This is a genomic window from Pseudoalteromonas sp. DY56-GL22, from assembly GCF_041414715.1.
Taxonomy (GTDB): domain Bacteria; phylum Pseudomonadota; class Gammaproteobacteria; order Enterobacterales; family Alteromonadaceae; genus Pseudoalteromonas; species Pseudoalteromonas simplex.
This window is the reverse complement of sequence record NZ_JANHZR010000006.1, coordinates 26,109-47,844: the sequence shown is the minus strand read 5'-3', so window position 1 is coordinate 47,844 and position 21,736 is coordinate 26,109. Positions and strand designations below refer to the sequence as shown.

Below are 21,736 nucleotides of genomic sequence, written 5' to 3'. Positions count from 1 at the left end.
ATGTACAATATGGCAATTCATTTTTAATGCAGTTTTGCATTTGGCGATTTATAAATATGCTTAGTTATCGACACTCCTTTCATGCAGGTAACCCTGCTGATGTACTAAAACATCTTGTTCTAGCTGAAGTTCTTAAGTACCAAACAATTAAGGACAAACCACTTGATTATGTGGACACCCACTCAGGTGCTGGCTTTTTTGAACTTGCTGGCAGTGATGCACAAAAAACACAAGAGTATTTAGATGGGATTGCTAAGCTTTGGCAGCACAACAGTGAGCATGATGCACTTAATGAGTATATTGAGCTGGTTAAATCATTTAATTCAAATGGTAATTTAGATTTTTACCCAGGTTCGCCAAAAATTGCAGAGCACTTTTTACGTCGCCAAGATAACGGTTGGTTCTTTGAGTTGCATCCACGTGACTTACAGTTACTGCAAGACAACATGAAAGGTAAGCGCTCTATCCGCGTACGTGGTGAAAACGGCTTTCAAGGCTTAATTGGTTTATTACCACCAGCATCACGTCGAGCTTGCGTGCTTATTGACCCTCCTTACGAAATAAAAAGCGATTACGATACGGTTGTTAATACTCTTGTTAAGGCGCATAAACGCTTTGCTACGGGGACGTATATGATTTGGTATCCGGTTGTAGACCGTGAACGAATTGACAGAATGGAGGCGGGTTTAATCGCATCGGGTATGCGTAACATTCAGCTTTTCGAGCTTGCAACAGAGGCCGATACCGACGTTCATGGTATGACTGCATCGGGTATGATAGTGATCAACCCGCCATGGAAATTAAAGCAAACGATGGATGCTGTATTACCAGAACTTGTTTCCATACTAAGCGATAGCAGTGGTTTTTATCGCAGTGAACAATTAGTTGAAGAGTAATATCTTCAATACAAAAACGCCCAGCAATTGCTGGGCGTTGTTAATTTAACTGTTGTTAATTCATATAAGTCGCTGCGAAGGTCGCAAGTGGCTCATCACTATCATCTAACAAGGTTAACTGCTCACCATTGATTGAGTACTTAGCCGTGGCTGCAAGTGCTGCCGACATGGCCGCTTCAATATCCATTTGTGATACACACATTTTTTTGGTGCTTGCTAATGGCTTGAATGTGAGCGCCTGCTCATTAACCTCGTAACTACCTGAGAAGTTATTACAACCTAAGTGACCATTGGTTGAACCATCGTCTTTAAACTGTACGAAAGGTTCTTTATTTTCAACGGTGATAGCCTCACCGCTGATGGTAACTGCTTTCCAATAGGTATTGGTCAAAGTCACGTCTGGCTTTTTCGCTGATACTTTAGTCACCGTTACCTTGTACAGATCGCCAGCGGCATCTTCGGCAAATGGATTATTGTGAGTGGTGCTGATGTAAAGTAATTTACCTTGATTCTCAATGCGTGCACTTACACTGTAGCGGTGACGGTCAGCAATTTTGCTTTCGTCATATTCAAGTGCTACATCATATGGTGGTGCACCATCTAATTGGATTTCTTGTTCGCTAATTACTTCAGCCTTGACATCCATTTTAGAAACATCAGCGAGCTGTACTTTTAATACTGAACCCGGAGGTAGCATACTACGATCTAAATAGGTGATTTGAGTATTTAGGGTCTTCATTGATGATTGCTCAGCTTGTGGTGCACTAGAGTCTTCACCACAGCCTGTTAAAACCAAGCTGCTCCCTAAGATTATTAAACTGCATAGAGAAGCGCGTTTGAAAGATGAAAAGGTATCCGAAGCCATGATTATTTTCCTTGCGTTTAGGGTTATGCATCATATTTAATTGCCTAGCATAAAGTTCGCTGTCTTAATCATAGCTTAATTAACAAAAAATGGGCACTAAGCCCATTTTCGTAATAACGAATCGCTTTAAGAACATAAAGCGCATAAGAATGAACGTTATTTTTTCACGTATTTGGTAAGAATAACAATACGTTGACCATCAACACGGCCTTCAATGTGTTCTGGGTTGCTCGTTAAGCCAATGTTTCTTACTGCTGTGCCACGCTTAGCAACAAGGCTGCTGCCTTTCACATCAAGATCTTTAATAAGTGTCACTGTATCACCCGCCTGCAGCACAACACCATTACTGTCGATGTGTTTAATGTCGTCATCTTCAGCTAGCGCTGTTTGCGCCCATTTTAATGTGTCTTCTTCAAGATAAATCATATCGAGTGCATCTTGTGCCCAGCCGTTATCAGTAGCTAAGCGTTTCAGCATGCGGTAAGCGACAACTTGTACCGCTGGAGTTTGACTCCACATACTGTCATTCAAACAGTGCCAATGGTTTGCAGTTAAATCAGCATTGTTTTCGATTTGATCTTTACAAGTTTGGCAGACATAAATGCATTTATCAGAATGAGCCTCTGTAACAGGCGGCACTTCGTATACAGATAGGTTATCTGTAGCGGCACAAAGTTCACATTGGTTATTACTGCGTTCGATTAGGGCTTGTTCAATGCTCATAGGAGGCTCTTTTAAGTTTACAAGGTAAGAAAAACAGCGCGCATTATAGCAAAAGAGGGACTGAAGCGGAATATCCCTAGTTATTATAGGGGTATAGTTTTTGTGTATTTATTGATTATGGCATCTAAGCTGCCAGAATTTTTAAGTTCTTTGATTGCTGCATTTATTTTTGGTAACAATGATTGATGTTCACTGCGCAGGCGAATTTTTAGGTTGCCTAGCGAGTGTAATGCGCCAAAACTGATATCAGCATCAAATTGCTCAGCCCAATATAATGCTGGCAGTTTATCTATTATGACGACCTCAATTCGGTGTATTTTTAGTGCCTGAATGAGTTGTTGTTCAGAGTGAAAATCAACCCGTTTAAAGCGGTTATCGTCATAATAGTAATAGCCTAAAACAGTCCCTACGGGTTGATTACGAATACTGTTGAGTTGCTGCCATTGAGCCACCGAGCTTTTTAAACTCACGAGATACTCCTCAACTGCAAACAGGGTGTCTGAGTAACTAAATTGTCGGTTTTGTTTTTCTGTCTGGCTCAGCCACTCGGGGCTTATGACATCAAAATCAATATTCCCTTGGTGAAGGTATTTGACGGTTCGTTTTGCAGGAAGCTCGACATGCTTTACTTGAACATCAGCAAGCTGCATAACTTGCTTGATCAGTTCGGGGAGGATCCCTGGATTGCTTTTGTCATCAATATAATAAGGATAGTAGTTCCCAGAGCCGGTTACATTATATTTCAGTACAGGCTGCTGCTCAGCCAAAACTGCTTGAGTAAGAAAAAGTAACAGTAAGAAAATCGAGTTAGAGAAGCGCAATGGTCTGATTGAATTCGTTTTCATGTACCTAGTTTGGTTGGGTTTTTGTTTTTTAGCAAGGCAAACATCTTTCACTATACTTATAACAATAGTAATGTGGAGTTAGCCACATTTAAGTGAGAAGTTGAATGTCAGAATTAAGTATGGAAGGTAATAAAAGTCAGAGCATGACTCAGTATATAGCCCGGCAGCCAATATTTAATGCTGATAGAAGTTTATATGCTTACGAATTATTGTATAGAGAATCGAGCGATAATGTCTTTCCGGTAGGAACGAGTGATGGCCAAGCAACGGGGCGGCTGTTTTTTAACGCGTTAATGTTGATGGGACTCGAGAAGCTAACAGGTTTTCAACCTGCGTTTATCAATCTATCGACTGACGCTATTTTGGATGACTTTCCTAAGCTGTTGCAGCCACGCAGTGCGGTTATCGAAATAGTGGAGCGGGCTACTAGCATTCCAAAAGTAGTGAACCGCGTTAAACAATTAAAACAAGAAGGCTATTTGTTCGCGCTTGATGATTATGATGGCACAGAGAAATGGCAAGATATTTTGCCTTTGATGGATTTTATTAAGCTTGAAGTTACGCAGCCGATTATCAAAACCAACATGATGATCAAAAAGCTTAAACGCAGCTTCCCAGAAACCACTATCATAGTGGAACGCATTGAAAATTATGAAGACTTTCAACAACTAAAAGCAGCAGGTTGCGACCTGTTTCAGGGCTACTTTTTTGCTAAGCCGGAGCTTTTGAGTTTTGGTAATGTTGAACCATCAAAAATTGCTGTGCTTGAATTACTTAACTGTACTGCGCAAACAGATTTAAATTTTGATGCAATTCAACAACGTGTTGCTAAAGATATTGGCCTTACTGCACGCATTTTAAAATTAGTTAATGCGCGTATAAGTAATAGCCGGCAAACAATTCGTTCGATTTCACAAGCGGTTATTTACCTTGGTGAAGATGCGATTAGACAATTTGTGCGGGTATTAGCGCTAAGCGAATTAGGCAATGACAAACCGCAAGAGCTAACTAAACTTGGTTTAACAAGAGCTAAATTTATTGCTTTGATGCTTGAACCCGGCGGTAAAGACCTAGCTGAACAAGGCTATTTAGTCGGCTTACTCTCTGTTTTAGACGCTATTTTAGATATGGAGCTTAATATCATTGCCAAAGAGTTTTCATTGGGTAGTGAGCTTTCGAGTGCACTGTTAAACTTTAATGGCATGCAAGGGGCGAGCTTACAACTTGCTAAAGCAATGGAAGAAGAGCAGTGGCACACAGCCCTTGAACTACTCAAGATGATCCGCCCAGCCTCAAAAATGGATGTGGTTTTTCAAGCTATGTATGATGCCCGCGCATACGCAGATGAAGTATTCGCAAGCTTATCATCGGTTACAGACTAGGAGCGCAGAGTTCGTTATGATGCAGACTCTGAGTATTAAAAAGGTTTGTAACTAATGCGTGTTGTTTTTCCTATACTGGCTATTTTAATTGCCTTAGTGTTACTTATTCCCGGTGTAACCCAGCCAGTGCTCACCCTTGAAGGAAAAATTGATAAATCTAAGCTTGCCAAAACAGGTATTGAAATGATTGCCGATGAAGGCGATCGCAATACCCGTAGCGTGTTAATGATGGCATCAAGCATGCTGGGGCTTGATAAGCTTGAAGGAGAAATCGATGCCTACAAAAAAACACGCAGCATTTGGGGCACCGTGAATGAGCTTGCTAATAACAAAAACTACCTTGTTGCCGCGCTTGTAGCAGTGTTCTCGATTGTCATTCCCACCTTAAAACTCCTGATGCAATTGCTTTATTGTTTCTTACCAGTGAATAGGTTTAAGTATTTGCTCGGTCAACTCATACAAGGCCTAAGTAAATGGAGCATGGTCGATGTGTTTGTGATTGCATTGATCGTGTCTTATTTAGCAGGTAATGCCGATGGGCAAATGGGCGAGTTGATAAAAATGCATGCTGAATTGGGTGATGGATTTTGGTATTTTACAGGTTATTGCTTGTTTGCTATTGCTGCCAGCAGTAGCATAAAAATAGATAAACCCTTGTCGAGTTCGTAAATTTCGGGCTACAATTTGGGCACTTAATTTTTAAGGTATGATGATGACGCGACTTTCAAGCTACTTATTGATAGCTATGATGCTGCTCACTTTTGTGGGTCAGTCAGTTGCGTCTGTTGCTATGGTATGTGATATGCCACATGCCAGCATGCAAATGGATCATCATGCTAATATGAATGCTGACAGCGACATGAGTGATATGGATTGTTGCCATGAAGACGTATTGGATAACAGCGATTGTGCGTGTCCGTTCAATGCCTGTACAGCTCACTCACTCCTGCCGTTAAATGATTTAGTTGTTAAATCAATAAAGCAATCAGAAAAAGTCACCATGTTAGGCGCCAGCCAGCTTAGTTTTCACGTCAGTTCTTTATATCGTCCACCTATTACTGCTTAAGCAGGATAGGTCTGTCTAAAATTCAGTAAAACGCTGAAATACACCTCATTCTGCACCCAAAATCTATTGTTTTTAACCATTTTTAAGATTTTTGGAGCATGTGATGATTCACAGCAAATTGATTAAGGCGCTTTCTCTAGGCGCAGTATTGATAACCTCAAGTTTAGTGAAAGCAGAGCCGTTGGCACTCAATCAGGTGATTGATTATGCATTGACTCACGAGCCTTGGTTACAGGCAAATAAATACCAGCAGCAGGCGATAGAAGCGCAAAGCATTGCGGCAGGTACCTTGCCAGATCCAGTGTTAACCGTTGGACTTATGAACTTACCAACCGATGGCTTTGCCTTTGATCAAGAGGGTATGACGCAATTCAAAGTGGGCTTGTCACAACAATTTAGCCGAGGTGATAGTCTTGCCTTACAGCAACAAGCTTTAAAACAATCGGCTGAGCAATACCCTTGGCTTAGAGCAGACCGCCAAGCACAGGTTAAAGCTATTGTTAGCGAAGCATGGCTAAATGCCTATCGCGCACAAAAAAGCATTCAACTGATCAACCAAGATAAAGCCTTATTTAATCAACTTATTGATATTACAGAAGCAAGCTATGCCAATACACTTGGCGCAACTCGCCAGCAGGATATTATTCGCGCCCAGCTAGAGCTGACTCGGCTTGAAGATAAGCTGGTGATGTTAGAGCAACAGTTTGATAGTGCCAAAAAGCGACTAGCACAATGGCTACCTATTGAAATGCTAAACGGTGCAGTGAGCGATGAAAACACCAAGGTGGCCGCAGTAATGCCTTATCAAGAGCTTGCATCATCGGGGGTGACTGAAGTGCTGATGAGCCACCCGGCAATTATCGCTATTGATCATGCTATGCGTGCCAAAAACACCCAAGTGCAAGTGGCTAAAGAGGCGTATAAGCCGCAATTTGGTATGAACCTAGGCTATGGCTATCGTGATGATACCCCGATGGGTGACTCTCGCGCTGACTTATTCTCTATAGGGGTGAGTATTGATTTACCGCTGTTTACTGATAACCTTCAAGATCAACAAGTTAATGCCGCAATAGCTAATGCCGAGGCGGTAAAAACCAACAAGCTTATTACTCTACAGAAACTGCAAGGTCAGTATTTTAAAGAGCTTAGCCAACTAAGCCGACTTGCTCAGCGCAAAGCACTGTATCAACAGCAGCTATTACCGCAAATGGCAGAGCAAGCGGAGGCGACGTTAAATGCTTACACCAATGATGATGGTGACTTTTCAGAAGTGATGCGTGCTCGCATTAGCGAACTTAACGCAAAAATTGATGCGTTGAATATCGAAATTGATAAACAAATAACCCTCGCTCGCCTTAATTATTACGCAGCAGCAAAAGATAACCAAATAAATGCAGCACAAAGCCAAGGAGCTAGCAATGAATAACACAGTGAAATTAGTTATCGCTTTGGCGGTGGGTGCAGCATTGGCAACGGCTGTAAATAAATTGGCTGAGCCAGAGCATGCACAAATGCCAAGCGCTGAGAAAAAGCCGCTATATTGGGTGGCGCCCATGGACAGTAATTACCGCCGTGATGAACCGGGTTTATCACCAATGGGTATGGAATTAGTGCCCGTTTATGAGGAGCAAAGTAGCGCTGAAGACAGCCCAGGAACTGTGAGAGTTTCACCGGCGGTCGTTAATAACTTAGGAGTAAGAACAGCGCCCGTAAGGTTTAAATCATTACAAACGACGGTTGATACGGTTGGTTATGTGCAATACGACCAAGACCAACTCGTGCATATTCACCCTCGTGTCGAAGGTTGGATAGAAACCTTATATGTAAAAGCCGCAGGTGACCAAGTTAAGCAAGGCGAGCCACTTTATACCTTGTATTCTCCACAGCTAGTGAATGCGCAAGAAGAGCTACTGCTTGCCCTAAAACGTAACAATGCGGTGCTTATACGTGCGGCAAAAGCACGCTTAGCCTCACTGAATGTTTCTGACGATTTTATTGTGCGATTAGAGCAAAGCCAAAAGGTCAGACAGAACATTACCTTTTATGCCAAGCAAAGTGGCGTATTGGATGAGCTAAATATCCGCGAAGGTTTCTTTGTGAAACCAGGCACAACCATGATGAGTATTGCTCACCTAGAAGAAGTATGGGTTGAGGCTGAAGTTTTTGAGCGCCAAGCAGGGCTTATTCATAAAGGCTTGCCAGTGACGATGAGCTTAGACTACTTACCGGGCAAACGCTGGCAAGGCAAGGTCGATTATATTTATCCAACCCTTGATGAGAAAAACCGTACCCTGCGCGTGCGTTTACGCTTTGCTAACCAAGATGGCTTATTAAAACCGAATATGTTTGCTGAAGTGAGCATTACTACTAAGCCAACTGAGCCGCAATTAGTGATAGCCAAAGAAGCGGTGATCCGCACAGGTAGCCAAGACCGTGTCGTGATTGATTTAGGTGAAGGGCGCTTTAAGTCAGTCGCAGTGACGCTAGGCCGTAGTGATAATCATGATGTCGAAATTTTATCAGGCTTACTGAAAGACGATAACGTAGTGGTTTCAGCGCAGTTCTTAATAGATTCCGAATCAAGTAAGAGTTCTGACTTTATGCGTATGCAAGAACCGGATAGCGAGAGCGCAATGGTAAATGGCGTGATCAACAGCATTGATCGCGAAGCCCGTACTGCCGTGATTAGTCGCGAAGCCATCCCTAAGTGGGGGCGCGGGGCTGCAACTATGGAGTTTCACTTTTCGCCGCGCATCGATATGTCTAGTTTACAAAGCGATGATGAAGTGCATTTTACCTTTAAATTGGTGGACGGTGAGTTTGTGATTTTTGACATCATGACCATGAGCCACCCTATGCAAGGAGAAATGCAATGATAGCTGCCGTGATCCGTTGGTCAGTCGGTAATCGCTTCTTTGTATTACTGCTGTCTTTAATGTTGGCAGGCTTTGGGATTTTTTCTTTAAAGAATACCCCAGTTGATGCCTTGCCTGACTTATCTGATATACAGGTTATTGTAAAAACGTCTTATCCAGGACAAGCGCCACAAGTGGTGCAAGACCAAGTAACGTTTCCTATCACCACAGCCATGTTGTCGGTGCCGGGTGCTGAAACGGTAAGGGGCTTTTCGTTTTTTGGTGACTCTTATGTATACGTTATTTTTAATGAAGACACCGACCTTTACTGGGCCCGTAGTCGGGTGCAAGAATATTTGAGTCAAGTAAGTGCTCGCTTACCGGATTCAGCGAGGCCTGAACTTGGCCCTGATGCAACAGGGGTAGGCTGGATTTACTTGTATGCGCTGGTGGATAAAACCGGTAAGCATGATATTAGCCAGCTACGAAGCCTGCAAGATTGGTTTTTAAAGTTTGAGCTGCAAACGGTGCCGGGCGTATCAGAAGTAGCGTCTGTTGGCGGTATGGTTAAGCAGTATCAGGTGAATGTCGACCCCGATAAATTGCGTGCTTATGGTATTCCGCTAAGTTTAATTCAAACAGCAATTAAGCAAGGTAACCAAGAGCGTGGTGCTTCTGTGGTCGAAATGGCAGAAGCCGAATACATGGTATCGAGCACAGGCTACATCAAAAGTGTTGCCGATTTAGAGGCCATTCCGCTGGGTACTAATGCCAATGGCACGCCACTGCAATTACGTGATGTGGCTGATATAAAACTTGGGCCGCAAATGCGCCGTGGTATTGCCGAACTAAACGGTGAGGGCGAAGTAACTGGTGGTGTAGTGGTGATGCGTTTTGGAGAAAACGCCGAAGCAACCATCAAGTTAGTAAAGGAAAAGCTAGAGTCGCTCAAAAAAGGCCTGCCTGAGGGAGTTGAAATCATCCCTGTGTACGACCGCTCAAACCTAATTACCCAAGCACTTGATAACTTAAGCTCAAAGTTAATTGAAGAATTAATCGTGGTGGCCTTAGTGTGTGTGGTGTTTTTATTCCATATACGCTCATCGATTGTAGCCATTATCACGTTGCCAATGGGTATTTTAACGGCTTTTGTGGTTATGTATTGGCAAGGTATAAACGCCAATATCATGTCGCTTGGCGGGATAGCGATTGCTATTGGTGCAATGACAGATGGTGCTATCGTGATGATAGAAAATATGCATAAGCATATGGAGAAAACCCCACTGACCGATGAGAACCGCTGGCAAGTGGTGATGGACTCAGCCGCAGAAGTCGGGCCCGCGTTATTCTTTAGTTTATTGATTATCACTGTTAGCTTTATGCCTGTGTTTATTCTTGAAGCACAAGAAGGGCGAATGTTCTCGCCACTGGCTTATACAAAAACCTATGCGATGGCAGCTTCGGCTGGTTTAGCGATTACACTGGTGCCGGTATTAATGGGCTACTTTATTCGCGGTAGGGTTATTTCTGAGCAGAAAAACCCTGTAAACCGCTTATTGGTGGCAGCCTATAAACCTTTATTAAGTGCGGTGTTAAAAGCGCCGAAAACAACATTGGTACTGGCCTTGGTGTTGGCTGCTATCGGCTTTTATCCGGTTAATAAAATTGGCAGTGAGTTTATTCCTCCCCTTGATGAGGGCGACTTAATGTACATGCCAACGACTTATCCAGGTATTTCCATTGGTAAGGCCCGTGAAATCTTACAACAGACCGATAAGTTAATTGCCAGTGTGCCAGAGGTCGAGTCGGTGTTTGGTAAGGTAGGTCGCGCAGACACTGCCACAGATCCTGCGCCGCTTACCATGATCGAAACCTTTATTCAGTTAAAGCCAAAGTCACAGTGGCGCGAGGGCATGACAACCGAGAAACTGAAGAAAGAACTCGATAATCTGGTTAAGTTCCCAGGGCTTACCAATGCGTGGGTTATGCCAATCAAAACACGAATTGACATGCTTGCCACTGGTATTAAAACGCCAGTGGGGATCAAAGTTGCAGGTCCAAAGCTAAGTGAAATTCAAAAAATCGGTGAGCAAATTGAAGTCATCCTAAAAGATTTACCGGGCACAGCGTCGGTTTACTCAGAGCGTGTTGCCGGTGGTCGCTACATCAAAGTTGATATCAACCGTGAAAAAGCAGCGCGCTATGGTTTGAACATTGCTGATGTACAACAGGTAGTTGCCACCGCTATCGGTGGTATGAATGTGACAGAAACGGTTGAAGGGCAAGAGCGTTACCCAGTTAACTTGCGCTACCCGCAAGATTATCGCGACTCGCCAGAAGAGCTTAAGTTGTTACCGATAGTGACACCAAACGGACAGCGTATCGCATTGGCCGATGTAGCTCATGTCTTTATCGAAGATGGCCCGCCGGGTATTAAAAGTGAAAATGCCCGCATTAATGGCTGGAGCTTAATCGACATTGAAGGCAGTGATATCGGCAGTTATGTTGAGCGTGCGCAACAAGCGCTGCATGAGCAACTCGAGCTACCTGCTGGTTACTCAATTACGTGGGCGGGGCAATATGAATACATGGAGCGCGCAAAAGCTAAACTCAGTTATGTATTGCCACTCACCTTGGCAATTATAGTGGTGCTGTTATACCTCAATTTTAGAAGCTTTATTGAGGTGGCAATGATCATGCTGACCTTACCGCTTGCTATGATAGGCGGTATTTGGCTGATGTACCTTGAAGGCTTTAACTTCTCGGTTGCTGTTGGGGTTGGTTTTATTGCCCTGGCTGGGGTTGCTGTGGAAATTGGCGTGATCATGCTGGTTTATCTCAACCAAGCTTATCAAGATACCAAAGCGCAATCAGCACAGTTCACGGTTACAGAGCTGCGCCAAGCAATCATCAATGGTGCAGGCCTTCGGGTTAGACCAGTGATGATGACAGTTGCCACTATTATCATAGGGTTACTGCCAGTGCTTTATGGCACTGGAACGGGCAGTGAGGTGATGAGCAGAATAGCCGCGCCTATGGTCGGTGGGATGCTCAGTGCCATAGTTTTAACACTACTTGTGTTACCTGCGCTTTACTTTATATGGCGTAAACGCCACCTATAAATTTTACAGTCAGTGTGTAACTTGTACGCTTTTACTGGCTGCAAGTTACACATTTTATTTTTAACTTATTGATAATTGGTTTGTTTATTGCTGGTGTGATTTATGCAAAGTCATATTAAATTGATTTTAATAAGGAATGCACATGCAAGTTAAAACAATACAACAAGTTTATGATTGGACCGTGTTATTTCATACTCAAATGGCAGCCAATTTCCACAGTGTTAAAGACTTACTGGACGAGCATAATCAAATGCTGGTGGACTATTATCTGCAATATGAGAAGAAACTGGCAGAAGATCTCGTTGGCTTTAAAGCCATTACAGAAATAAACACGCTTGATACCTATTGCTATGAGTATTTTGCTGAAAACCCAGAGCTAATTACTTTTAACGATATCAGCACAGATCAGCAAATTGATGAAAAGGCGATTCAGGTTTACTTAACCACGCAACACCAAAAAGTAATCGACTTATACGAATACTTGGTATCGCGAGCTGATACAGAGCAAAGTAAAGAAAAGCTCGAACGTTTACTTGAGCTTGAACATCAAGGCCTTAAGCAAATGATGCAAAGCTCTAACCGCCATATGGATATGTAATCGATTAATCTATTAATCTATTAATCTATTAATCTATTAATCTATTAATCTATTAATCTATTAATCTATTAATCTATTAATCAGCTTAATGAAAATCGAGTAAGAAGCCGACTTTTTTAAGGTATTTTTGCTCTTGCTGTAAGTCAGCTAAAAGCAAGGTATGTTCTTTAAGCCACTTATTGTGAAACTTTAAGAACATACTATTTTGCTTGGCTGTTACCTCAAGTTTAAAACCTTGATCGGTAATACGCTTTTGATTCAGTAGTACCGCTAAGCGCAAAATCACAATAAGCTGCAATATTTCATAATGCTGCATGGTATGCAGTGCCGGAAACTCTTCTAAGCGGATCTTTTTCCGATAAAAACGGATCATGCAACTAAGCAAGGTTTGTTGTTGCTGCGTAAAGCCAGGTAATTGGCTATTCGCCACGATATACGCGCTGTGCTTATGTATCCCTGATGAATTAACCCCTAAGCCAATTTCATGCAGCTGCGCAGCCCAATCCAATAAATTTATGTAATCTGAGTCGGTCAGATGCCATGTTTCTCTTACTTGTTCAAACAGCCACTTTGCAGTTGTCGAGACACGATTAGCATGCTCTTTATCTATGGCATTACGCTCAGATAGGTTCGCGATGGTATTTGTGCGAATATCCTTATGGGCGAGCTTTTGCTGCATTTCATGAAGCAGGCCTTCACGCAGTGAAAAGTCGCTGTACTGCATCGCTTCGATTTTAAACAGCCTAAATACCGCAATTAAAATAGCTAAACCACCACAAATACTCACTTGCCGCTCAGGCGTAAGACCTTCAATTTGCAGCGCTTGTATTTGTTTAGATGCAATAAACTGGGTTTTTAGTTCTAATAACCGCTCTAAAGTAATTAGCTCTTGCTCTGCATCATTGGCATTGATCATGGCAAGGATAGATTTAATAGTGCCAGATGTTCCCACCACAGATTGCCAGCCAGCCGATAAGTAATTAGCAAAAATTACTTCGAGTTCTTGTTCTGCGCGAACTTCTGCTTTAGCAAAGCGCTTAGCAGTGATTTGTCCATCTGCAAAAAACTGCTTGGTATAGCTAACACAGCCCATGTTGCGACTAGCAAGTAGCTTGTGCTTAAAGTGTTTACCAATGATGAGTTCAGTACTGCCGCCACCGATATCAATAACTAAGCGGTTTTCATCGTGATGAATATAATGGGCAACACCTTGGTAAATTAAACGTGCTTCTTCTTGCCCTGATATTACTTCAACTGGGTAAGGAAACACCTTACTTGCTTGCGTTAAGAACGAATGAATATTTTTCGCACGGCGCAATGTGTAAGTGGCGGCCACTTTAACATTCTCAAGGGGGAAGTCCTGTAAGGTAGTAGCAAACTGCTTAAGAATCGCCAGTGCGCGCTCTATAGCTTCTTGGCTTAAGTGATTTTTTTCATCTAAACCATCAGCTAAATAAACGCGCTGCTTTTCTTTGTGTAAGATTTGCAAAGAGCCATCGACCTCTCTTGCCACCACTAAATGAAAACTGTTTGAGCCTAAATCAACGGCAGCAATTGAGGGATAATCATTCATTATTATAGTTACTTTCCCATTTCTTAAGGTGGTCATAAATGGCAATTTGCGAGCGAATTTTCTTACGATTTCCACGGCGCACATAGCTGTTTTTTTGTTCGCTATCGATTATGCGTGCTTTTGATCTATCTTTAAACTGTAGCTCAAGAATATCAATAATAAGCTGTTTTAATTTTTCATCATAAATCGGAGTGGCGACTTCAACACGGTGATCAAGATTTCGAGTCATCCAATCCGCTGATGAAATATACACTTTTTCTTCGCCATTATTATGAAACACCATCACCCGAGGGTGCTCTAAAAAGCGGTCAACGATACTGATGATACGAATATTATCGTTAACGGCAGAGGGCACTAACGAACACATGCCACGCACAATAATGCGAATTTTTACGCCGCGTCTTGCGGCAAAGTAGAGGTGATCAACCAGCTCTTTATCAACAAGGTTGTTTATTTTTAGCGTAATTTTGCCAGCCTTACCATGCTCTACATTGGTTATTTCAGCATCAATTAGCGACATAATAGTTTGTCGTGCGTTGACTGGTGATATCATCAAGTGATCAAACTGAAATGGTTTATAGCTACTTTCGATGAATCTAAAAACGCTATCGCACTCTTCGCTAATACCTTCATGTCTGGTAAATAAACTAAAGTCAGTATAAATTTTGGCAGTTTTCTCATGGAAGTTACCCGTGCCTATATGGGCGTACTTCACGATGTTGTTCTTTTCTTTACGATGAATAACGCATAACTTGCTGTGCACTTTCAATGCAGGAATACCAAAGATTACTTTAACACCGGCATTACTCAGAGTTTTTGCCCATTCAATATTGTTTTGTTCATCAAAGCGCGCTTTCAGTTCAACCATTACGGTGACATGTTTGCCATTTTTTGCTGCATTAATAAGTGTAGAGATAAGACGAGATTGACTCGCAACGCGATAAATATTGACCTTAATTTGGGTAACATCAGGGTCAAAAGCGGCTTGGCGTACAAACTCAAGTAAATGGTTAAAGGTGTGATAAGGGTAATACAGTAAAATATCTTGCTCTGAAATGGCATCAAACACACTTGAGTGATTGTTAAAAGCCGTGCTTTGTAATGCAGGCAGTGGTTTGTTTTCTAAATACTGACGACCAACATTCGGAAACGCAATAAAATCGCGGAAATTACGGTAACGACCGCCGGGGATCAACGCATCATGTTGACTAATATTAAGACGCTTTTTCATCACTTTAAGCATTTCAGCTGGCATGCTCTCGTCATAAACAAGGCGCACAGGCTCAGCAGAAATACGTTGCTTAAGACCCTTTGACATTTTATCGAGCAAGCCTTCTTCTAGCTCATCATCCAAATTGTACTCGGCATCACGGGTGAGTTTGATGGCGTAGCATTGAATATCATCAAAGCTAAAAAAGCTGCTAAACACATCGCGAATAAAGTAGGCGATGATGTCATCTAGCATCACGATGGTTTTGTGACGGCGTGTTTTCTCTGGTGGCAAAATAACAAAGCGAGATACGCGGTCAGTGGGCACTTCCATCATGGCATAATGACTTTTTTGATTGGTCATCTCGACGAACAAATAGGTCATGGTGTCGTTGATTTGATCTGAGTAGTCTTTCTTTTCAGAGAGTAAAATCGGCAATATGTGTTGTAGCACATTGTCGTGGAAGAATTTTTTCAGCCAACTCAAATGAAATTCAGACAACTCTTCTGGTTGTTCAACATGAATATTATGCTCGTTTAAGTCATTTAAAATGTCTTTATGAATTTGGTTAAACTTTTTACCAAGCTGGAGCACTTTACTTTGGATCTGATGAAGTAATATTTCGTCTTCTTCAAAGTTCGCATCAGGAATTTTATTAAGTAATATGCGGCGTTTTACATCGGCAACACGAACACGAAAAAACTCATCCATGTTGTTTGAGTAAATACCTAAAAAGCGCATGCGCTCAATAATCGGGTTCGATTTGTCTTTGGCTTCTTGCAGCACGCGTTCATTAAAAGACAGCCAACTTAGCTCTTTGGCAAAGTAATTAACGGCTTGAGAAGAAGAATGTGATGCGTTCATCTGGTTTTCCAACGTTTATAGCTAGTTAGAATATAGAGGATGCAGATGACACAAGTATGACAAGCGTGTCAGTTTTGTGACACGCTTAATCTAACTTTAGTTGTAGAAGTGGTACTTGGTTTAAGCATCCTCAATATCAACAATTAGATCTGTGGTAATAGACTCAAGTGCGCTGATCACTTCGTCTTTGTTCATGCCTATTGGCAAAGCAACGGTCGCAACAGCACTAAAAATTGGCACGCCCCAGTTAGGTGCACTTTGTTGTTTTGAATTTAGGTGAGTGATATTCGCCCCTTTGTGACGTATAACGCTGGCTAGCTCTTGTACAATGCCTGGTCTGTCGTTACCAGTAATCACGAAGTTAATTTCCTCAGATGGAACATCAGGCAAGGTATCAGTTCCACGTTCAATTCGAACTTCAAGATAAGGTAAGCTGTGAAGAGCATCTTGTAATTCTTGCAAATGCTCTTCAGGTACTGCGGCTTCGATAATTCCGGCAAAATGACCTGCAAGGTGGCTCAAATTACTTGTCAGCCAGTTACCATGATGGTTTAAAATTGTGGCAGAAATATCTTCAACTAGGCCGGGTTTGTCTGGCCCTAAAATAGTAATTACTAACTGCTTCATACTTAAATCTCTATAAAAAAGCCTCAGAAAAATGCAATAAAAGGGAGGAGGCGTTGGTTAAAAATGATTCTTATTGTTGAAAAAATAAGTCTCATTGAGTATTGATGCTGTTTTAATGTTTGTCCAATTTTTTCACTGTAGTTATAAAAAATTAGTTATAACAATTTGTTAGCTTGATTGTGGTACTGTAATAAAAGTGCTCCACAATGACTTATTTTGGTCATTTTTTAACTTCAAAATACGTCCCTGAAATACTCGCTTTATTACACTGAATTATGACGTTTGTAACATTACTGTCATCTTGGTGAAATATAATTCGCGCAACGTTAAGTTTTAAGGGTGTTTTGATGACTTCCAATCCGAATAAACCTACCTTTCATACGGATAGAAGCCGTCTATTTAAAGACAGGTTTGCCAAGTGGGGTATTTCCGCGGGTGGCGTAATGGTGCTTGTAGCACTGCTACTCATATTCTTTTACCTTCTTTATGTTGTTCAACCTATTTTTGAATCAGCAAAAGTAGAAACACGTAATAGTGTAAAACTACAAAATGCGTCAGAAGTTGTTGGACTTGGCATTGAAGAGCAAACAGAAGTTGCCTTTTTACTCGGTGAAAAAGGTAATGTGGACTTTTACAATGTTGAAAAAGAGCAATTTGGTAAAAAGATCACCACTCTTAATACAGAATTACCAAGCGATGTAAGCAGCTTTGCAAGCTCTGCACCGTTTCAGGGGCAATACGCATACGGCCTAGAGAATGGCTCTGTTGTTGTGGTTGCGCCAAAATTCTTAGTGACATTCCCGAACAACCAACGCCAATTAACACCGCGTTTAGATTACCCGTTGGGTGATATGGCGCTTGAGGTTGACGATCAAGGTGCGGCAATCACTAAATTTGCATTTAGCCACTACGAAGATAAAACAGCTGTTGTTGCTTTAACCGCTGACAAGCGCGTTTTATTTAGCAGCTTTGTGGGTGAAGAAAACATGTTCACCGGCGAAGTAGAGTGGGTTGTTGAGCGTACTGAGCTTGATATCGAAGGTCGTGTTGATGAGCTATTAATTTCACCTGATACAACACGTACATTCGTGCGTTCAGCAAATCAAATTTACGTATATGATACCCGTTACCCTTCTGAAGTTGAGCAAATCCAACTGCTTGCAGCTAACGAAGAAAACGCGAACCTAGTTTCAACTCAGCTATTAGCGGGTGCCAACTCACTGATGCTTGCTAACGATAATGGCGAAGTATCACAGTGGTTTGAAGTAAACACTGAAAATGGCCGTGAGTTCCAAAAGATTCGTGCATTTGAAACCAGCAAGCAATCGAAACTAAATATTTTTACTGAGTTCTATCGTCGTACCTTCTTCACAGCGGGTGCTAACGGTGAGCTTGGTATTTATTACACAACCAGTGATGCAAAACTGTGGCAAGGTAAAGTAAGCGAAGGTCCAATTCAAAACTTTGCTATTTCACCACGTTCAAATGCGGCACTGATTCTTGCTGATGACGCGTTAAAAGTGATTGAAATCCATAACGAGCACCCAGAAGTAACCTGGTCTGCATTATGGCAAGAAGTGTGGTACGAAGGCTATCCAGAGCCGGGTTATATCTGGCAGTCAACGTCTGCGAGTGATGACTTTGAATCTAAGTTCTCGTTAGTGCCAATTTCATTCGGTACGATTAAAGCTGCAATGTACGCAATGTTATTTGCGGTCCCCATTGCGCTTTCAGCGGCAATTTACACGGCGTACTTTATGTCGAGTGAATTACGTAAAGTGGTTAAGCCGACTGTAGAAATTATGGAAGCATTACCAACGGTAATCTTAGGTTTCTTAGCAGGTCTTTGGTTAGCACCATTAATTGAAGAACATTTACCAGCGATTGTCGGATTATTGGTGTTGCTGCCAATTGGTATCTTATTAACTGCATTCGGCTGGAACAAACTACCGGCGTCAATTCGTCACCGTATTCCTGAAGGTTCGCATTCAATTTTACTTATCCCAGTGGTTATCTTTATTGGCTGGTTATCGTTTGCGATGAGTAACTCAATTGAGCTTTGGATGTTTGACGGTAATGTGCGTCAGTACCTAACCAATGAATTAGGTATGACATTCGACCAACGTAACTCACTAGTTGTTGGTATTGCGATGGGCTTTGCTGTTATCCCAACTATCTTCTCAATTGCTGAAGATGCGGTATTCAGTGTTCCTAAGCACTTATCAAACGGTTCATTAGCACTTGGTGCAACGCAATGGCAAACATTGGTTCGCGTAGTACTACTAACAGCAAGCCCGGGTATCTTCTCAGCAGTAATGATGGGCCTAGGTCGTGCGGTCGGTGAAACAATGATTGTACTAATGGCAACAGGTAATACACCTATTATGGACTGGAGTATCTTCCAGGGTATGAGAACACTTGCAGCGAATATCGCGGTAGAAATGCCAGAGTCTGAGGTAGGTAGCTCGCATTATCGCATCCTATTCTTAGCAGCATTTGTATTATTCATATTCACATTCGTTTTCAACACAGTGGCTGAGTTTGTTCGTCAGCAACTGCGTGAAAAATACAGTTCAATGTAGGTGGAGAGACACGACATGGTAAAGCAGTGGTTTAAGTCTGGTTCTCCTTGGATTTGGATGACCGGCGGTGCGGTAAGCATCAGTTTAATCTCGGTTCTTGGCTTACTAGCCATGATTGCTTGGAAAGGTTTAAGCTTTTTCTGGCCATCAGAAGTAGTGCAATTTGAGCTGCAAGGCTCTGTTGCAAAACAAACAGTGATCGGTGAAATTTATGACCGTGAACTAGTTGCAAAATCACGTATTGAGGCGACGGGCGTTGATTTATCTCATTACGACAAAGAGCAGCTAGAGCGCTTACTGATCAAAACCGGTAACCGTGAGTATGTTGATCTCGATTTCCGCTGGGTACTAGAGACAGACATTACATCGCGTACTGCGCCAGCAGAGCTTGCAGTATTCGAACGTAGCAAAAACGGTAACTTTTACGGTTATGTTGAGCAGGTTATTAAAGACGGTGAAGTTATCACAGGTAACAAAATCGATGTGCTTTATGATCTTGTAGAGCGTGCTGTTGACCTAAATGACCAAGCGTTAGACTTACAAAATGGTGATATTGGTCATATTAACTATGAACTTGAGCGTTTACGCTTAAAAGAAAAAGCATACCAGCTTGATAACGAACTAACCGATGAGCGTGTTGCTGAGCTTGCACAAACTCGTGCTGAGTTACGTGCTGAATACACAGTGTTAGAAAAGCAGTTATTTGCACTTCGTAAAGAAGCAAAGCGTGACCAAGTAACTGTGAGAGACATGCGCGGTGAAGTGGTTACTTTACCTCTGTATCAAGTTCTTGATGTGTGGTTCCCTAATGACATGGGCTTCTTTGCTAAGCTTGGTCACTATTTTGTACAACTTGGTAAGTTTGTAGCGGATGACCCACGTGAAGCAAACACTGAAGGTGGTGTATTCCCGGCAATTTTCGGTACTGTATTCATGGTATTACTAATGGCAGTGATTGTGACGCCATTTGGTGTGGTTGCAGCGATTTACTTGCATGAATACGCAGCAAAAAATGCCGTGACTAAGATGATCCGTATCGCGGTAATCAACCTTGCGGGTGTACCTTCGATTGTATACGGTGTATTTGGTCTAGGTTTCTTTGTATACATGCTCGGTGGCAGCATTGACCAATTATTCTACCCTGAGTCGTCGCCAAGCCCAGTATTTGGTACGCCAGGTGTGATTTGGTCTGCATTAACGCTCGCAATTTTAACGCTGCCTGTTGTTATTGTTTCGACAGAAGAAGGTTTATCACGTATACCAAGTACGGTTCGTCATGGTTCATTAGCACTTGGCGCAACAAAAGCAGAAACGCTATGGCGCATCATCATTCCGATGGCAAGCCCTGCGATTATGACAGGTTTAATCCTAGCGGTTGCACGTGCAGCCGGTGAAGTAGCACCACTCATGCTTGTTGGTGTTGTTAAGATGGCACCAACACTGCCTCTTGACGGTAACTTCCCATACATACATTTAGATAGAAAATTTATGCACTTAGGTTTCCATATTTACGATGTTGGTTTCCAAAGCCCTAACGTAGAAGCGGCTCGTCCGCTGGTATATGCCACGGCATTCTTACTGGTATCAGTAATTATCGCCCTGAATATCACCGCGATTGGTATTCGTAACCACTTACGCGAAAAGTTTAGAGCTCTTGAGCATTAATACAGAATTTTTATAGGTAGACAGAGATGATTACAGTTGCACCACAAGTAAACCAAGCGAAAAGCGCGGCAAAGCTAGATTTAGATAACCTAACTGCAGAGCAAACAGCGTTAGAGATTAAAAACTTAGATCTATACTACGGTGATAAACAAGCGCTTAGCGGCGTAAATATGAACATCCCGAAAGGTCAGGTAACAGCATTTATCGGTCCATCGGGTTGTGGTAAATCAACACTTTTACGTTGTATCAACCGTATGAACGACCTTGTTGATAGCTGTCGTATTGATGGTGAGATCTTACTACATGGTCACAATATCTATGATAAGAATGTAGATGTTGCTGCACTACGAAGAAATGTCGGGATGGTATTCCAACGTCCTAATCCATTTCCAAAATCAATCTACGAAAATGTCGTTTATGGCCTACGCTTACAAGGTATTAAAGAAAAGCGTAAACTAGACGAAGTGGTTGAACAATCTTTACGTGGCGCGGCGTTATGGGATGAAGTTAAAGACCGTTTACACGATAGTGCATTTGGCCTATCGGGTGGTCAGCAACAGCGTCTTGTAATTGCTCGCTCAATTGCTATCGAGCCTGAAGTACTACTTCTGGATGAGCCTACATCGGCACTAGATCCAATTTCTACTTTAGTTATCGAAGAGCTAATTAACGACTTAAAGAATAAGTTTACCGTGGTAATCGTTACTCACAACATGCAACAGGCTGCTCGTGTATCAGACCAAACTGCGTTTATGTACATGGGTGAGTTGATTGAGTATTCAGATACCAATACGTTATTTACAACACCAAGCAAGAAGAAAACAGAAGACTACATTACAGGCCGTTACGGTTAGTTAATAAAG

At 42.2% G+C, this 21,736-nt stretch carries 17 protein-coding genes; 11 read left to right on the top strand and 6 right to left on the bottom strand.

Annotated elements, in window-relative coordinates; genetic code table 11:
- Positions 1–56: 56 nt before the first annotated feature.
- The gene (locus tag NO991_RS13925) at positions 57–896 is read left to right on the top strand and encodes a 23S rRNA (adenine(2030)-N(6))-methyltransferase RlmJ (RefSeq protein ID WP_300545869.1); all 840 of its coding nucleotides are present in this window, start codon (positions 57–59) and stop codon (positions 894–896) included.
- 55 nt (positions 897–951) lie between these two features.
- Here NO991_RS13925 and NO991_RS13920 read toward each other — a convergent pair whose 3' ends face one another.
- The 3 genes from NO991_RS13920 to NO991_RS13910 form a co-directional block, all read right to left on the bottom strand.
- A complete protein-coding gene (locus NO991_RS13920; RefSeq protein WP_300421347.1) occupies positions 952–1,761 on the bottom strand; it encodes an META domain-containing protein in 810 nt (269 codons plus the stop codon).
- 156 nt (positions 1,762–1,917) lie between these two features.
- On the bottom strand, positions 1,918–2,484 hold the full coding sequence (locus NO991_RS13915; protein ID WP_054552461.1) for an alkylphosphonate utilization protein: 567 nt from the start codon (positions 2,482–2,484) through the stop codon (positions 1,918–1,920).
- Positions 2,485–2,567: 83 nt separating this feature from the next.
- A complete protein-coding gene (locus NO991_RS13910) occupies positions 2,568–3,329 on the bottom strand; it encodes an ABC transporter substrate-binding protein (RefSeq protein WP_054552462.1) in 762 nt (253 codons plus the stop codon).
- A 104-nt stretch (positions 3,330–3,433) separates the two neighbouring features.
- On the opposite strand from NO991_RS13910, the gene NO991_RS13905 reads away from it, so the two are divergent.
- The 7 genes from NO991_RS13905 (at position 3,434) to NO991_RS13875 (ending at position 12,352) form a co-directional block, all read left to right on the top strand.
- Positions 3,434–4,711 (top strand): EAL and HDOD domain-containing protein, encoded by a 1,278-nt coding sequence (locus NO991_RS13905; RefSeq protein WP_228290600.1) that lies wholly within the window; start codon positions 3,434–3,436, stop codon positions 4,709–4,711.
- A gap of 54 nt (positions 4,712–4,765) precedes the next feature.
- Positions 4,766–5,380, top strand: a complete 615-nt coding sequence (locus NO991_RS13900) for a paraquat-inducible protein A (RefSeq protein WP_138600179.1) — start codon at positions 4,766–4,768, stop codon at positions 5,378–5,380.
- A gap of 43 nt (positions 5,381–5,423) precedes the next feature.
- A complete protein-coding gene (locus NO991_RS13895; protein WP_138600180.1) occupies positions 5,424–5,777 on the top strand; it encodes a hypothetical protein in 354 nt (117 codons plus the stop codon).
- Positions 5,778–5,880: 103 nt separating this feature from the next.
- Complete coding sequence (locus NO991_RS13890; protein WP_300357945.1) at positions 5,881–7,203, top strand: TolC family protein; 1,323 nt, start codon at positions 5,881–5,883, stop codon at positions 7,201–7,203.
- The gene (locus tag NO991_RS13885) at positions 7,196–8,653 is read left to right on the top strand and encodes an efflux RND transporter periplasmic adaptor subunit (RefSeq protein ID WP_371352133.1); all 1,458 of its coding nucleotides are present in this window, start codon (positions 7,196–7,198) and stop codon (positions 8,651–8,653) included. The genes NO991_RS13890 and NO991_RS13885 overlap by 8 nt, the downstream gene beginning before the upstream one ends.
- Positions 8,650–11,754 carry an efflux RND transporter permease subunit gene (locus NO991_RS13880; protein ID WP_371352132.1) on the top strand — a complete coding sequence of 1,035 codons (3,105 nt, stop codon included), beginning with the start codon at positions 8,650–8,652 and terminating at the stop codon, positions 11,752–11,754. The genes NO991_RS13885 and NO991_RS13880 overlap by 4 nt, the downstream gene beginning before the upstream one ends.
- A gap of 142 nt (positions 11,755–11,896) precedes the next feature.
- Entirely contained in the window at positions 11,897–12,352 is a 456-nt protein-coding gene (locus NO991_RS13875; RefSeq protein WP_054563522.1) for a hypothetical protein, read from the top strand.
- Positions 12,353–12,437: 85 nt separating this feature from the next.
- Here the strand turns inward: NO991_RS13875 and ppx are convergent, their stop codons facing one another.
- From ppx to NO991_RS13860, 3 genes are all read right to left on the bottom strand, one after another.
- The gene (gene ppx, locus NO991_RS13870; protein WP_371352131.1) at positions 12,438–13,925 is read right to left on the bottom strand and encodes an exopolyphosphatase; all 1,488 of its coding nucleotides are present in this window, start codon (positions 13,923–13,925) and stop codon (positions 12,438–12,440) included.
- Entirely contained in the window at positions 13,918–15,999 is a 2,082-nt protein-coding gene (ppk1, locus tag NO991_RS13865; RefSeq protein ID WP_371352130.1) for a polyphosphate kinase 1, read from the bottom strand. Before ppk1 ends, ppx begins: the two co-directional genes overlap by 8 nt.
- A gap of 120 nt (positions 16,000–16,119) precedes the next feature.
- Complete coding sequence (locus NO991_RS13860) at positions 16,120–16,626, bottom strand: glycine cleavage system protein R (protein WP_187489490.1); 507 nt, start codon at positions 16,624–16,626, stop codon at positions 16,120–16,122.
- A 347-nt stretch (positions 16,627–16,973) separates the two neighbouring features.
- Between NO991_RS13860 and NO991_RS13855 the strand changes: the two genes are divergently transcribed.
- From NO991_RS13855 to pstB, 3 genes are read left to right on the top strand one after another with little or no spacing between them, the layout of a single operon-like run.
- The gene (locus NO991_RS13855) at positions 16,974–19,208 is read left to right on the top strand and encodes an ABC transporter permease subunit (RefSeq protein WP_194442158.1); all 2,235 of its coding nucleotides are present in this window, start codon (positions 16,974–16,976) and stop codon (positions 19,206–19,208) included.
- 15 nt (positions 19,209–19,223) lie between these two features.
- Complete coding sequence (pstA, locus tag NO991_RS13850; RefSeq protein WP_300357924.1) at positions 19,224–20,873, top strand: phosphate ABC transporter permease PstA; 1,650 nt, start codon at positions 19,224–19,226, stop codon at positions 20,871–20,873.
- Between the two features lie 26 nt (positions 20,874–20,899).
- Positions 20,900–21,727, top strand: a complete 828-nt coding sequence (pstB, locus tag NO991_RS13845; RefSeq protein ID WP_054552475.1) for a phosphate ABC transporter ATP-binding protein PstB — start codon at positions 20,900–20,902, stop codon at positions 21,725–21,727.
- Positions 21,728–21,736: the final 9 nt, after the last annotated feature.

Bases quoted from the DNA above. Each gene is read 5' to 3' on its own strand.
- NO991_RS13925 (WP_300545869.1), top strand. From the start codon at position 57: ATGCTTAGTTATCGACACTCCTTTCATGCAGGTAACCCTGCTGATGTA.
- NO991_RS13920 (WP_300421347.1), bottom strand. From the start codon at position 1,761: ATGGCTTCGGATACCTTTTCATCTTTCAAACGCGCTTCTCTATGCAGT.
- NO991_RS13915 (WP_054552461.1), bottom strand. From the start codon at position 2,484: ATGAGCATTGAACAAGCCCTAATCGAACGCAGTAATAACCAATGTGAA.
- NO991_RS13910 (WP_054552462.1), bottom strand. From the start codon at position 3,329: ATGAAAACGAATTCAATCAGACCATTGCGCTTCTCTAACTCGATTTTC.
- NO991_RS13905 (WP_228290600.1), top strand. From the start codon at position 3,434: ATGTCAGAATTAAGTATGGAAGGTAATAAAAGTCAGAGCATGACTCAG.
- NO991_RS13900 (WP_138600179.1), top strand. From the start codon at position 4,766: ATGCGTGTTGTTTTTCCTATACTGGCTATTTTAATTGCCTTAGTGTTA.
- NO991_RS13895 (WP_138600180.1), top strand. From the start codon at position 5,424: ATGACGCGACTTTCAAGCTACTTATTGATAGCTATGATGCTGCTCACT.
- NO991_RS13890 (WP_300357945.1), top strand. From the start codon at position 5,881: ATGATTCACAGCAAATTGATTAAGGCGCTTTCTCTAGGCGCAGTATTG.
- NO991_RS13885 (WP_371352133.1), top strand. From the start codon at position 7,196: ATGAATAACACAGTGAAATTAGTTATCGCTTTGGCGGTGGGTGCAGCA.
- NO991_RS13880 (WP_371352132.1), top strand. From the start codon at position 8,650: ATGATAGCTGCCGTGATCCGTTGGTCAGTCGGTAATCGCTTCTTTGTA.
- NO991_RS13875 (WP_054563522.1), top strand. From the start codon at position 11,897: ATGCAAGTTAAAACAATACAACAAGTTTATGATTGGACCGTGTTATTT.
- ppx (WP_371352131.1), bottom strand. From the start codon at position 13,925: ATGAATGATTATCCCTCAATTGCTGCCGTTGATTTAGGCTCAAACAGT.
- ppk1 (WP_371352130.1), bottom strand. From the start codon at position 15,999: ATGAACGCATCACATTCTTCTTCTCAAGCCGTTAATTACTTTGCCAAA.
- NO991_RS13860 (WP_187489490.1), bottom strand. From the start codon at position 16,626: ATGAAGCAGTTAGTAATTACTATTTTAGGGCCAGACAAACCCGGCCTA.
- NO991_RS13855 (WP_194442158.1), top strand. From the start codon at position 16,974: ATGACTTCCAATCCGAATAAACCTACCTTTCATACGGATAGAAGCCGT.
- pstA (WP_300357924.1), top strand. From the start codon at position 19,224: ATGGTAAAGCAGTGGTTTAAGTCTGGTTCTCCTTGGATTTGGATGACC.
- pstB (WP_054552475.1), top strand. From the start codon at position 20,900: ATGATTACAGTTGCACCACAAGTAAACCAAGCGAAAAGCGCGGCAAAG.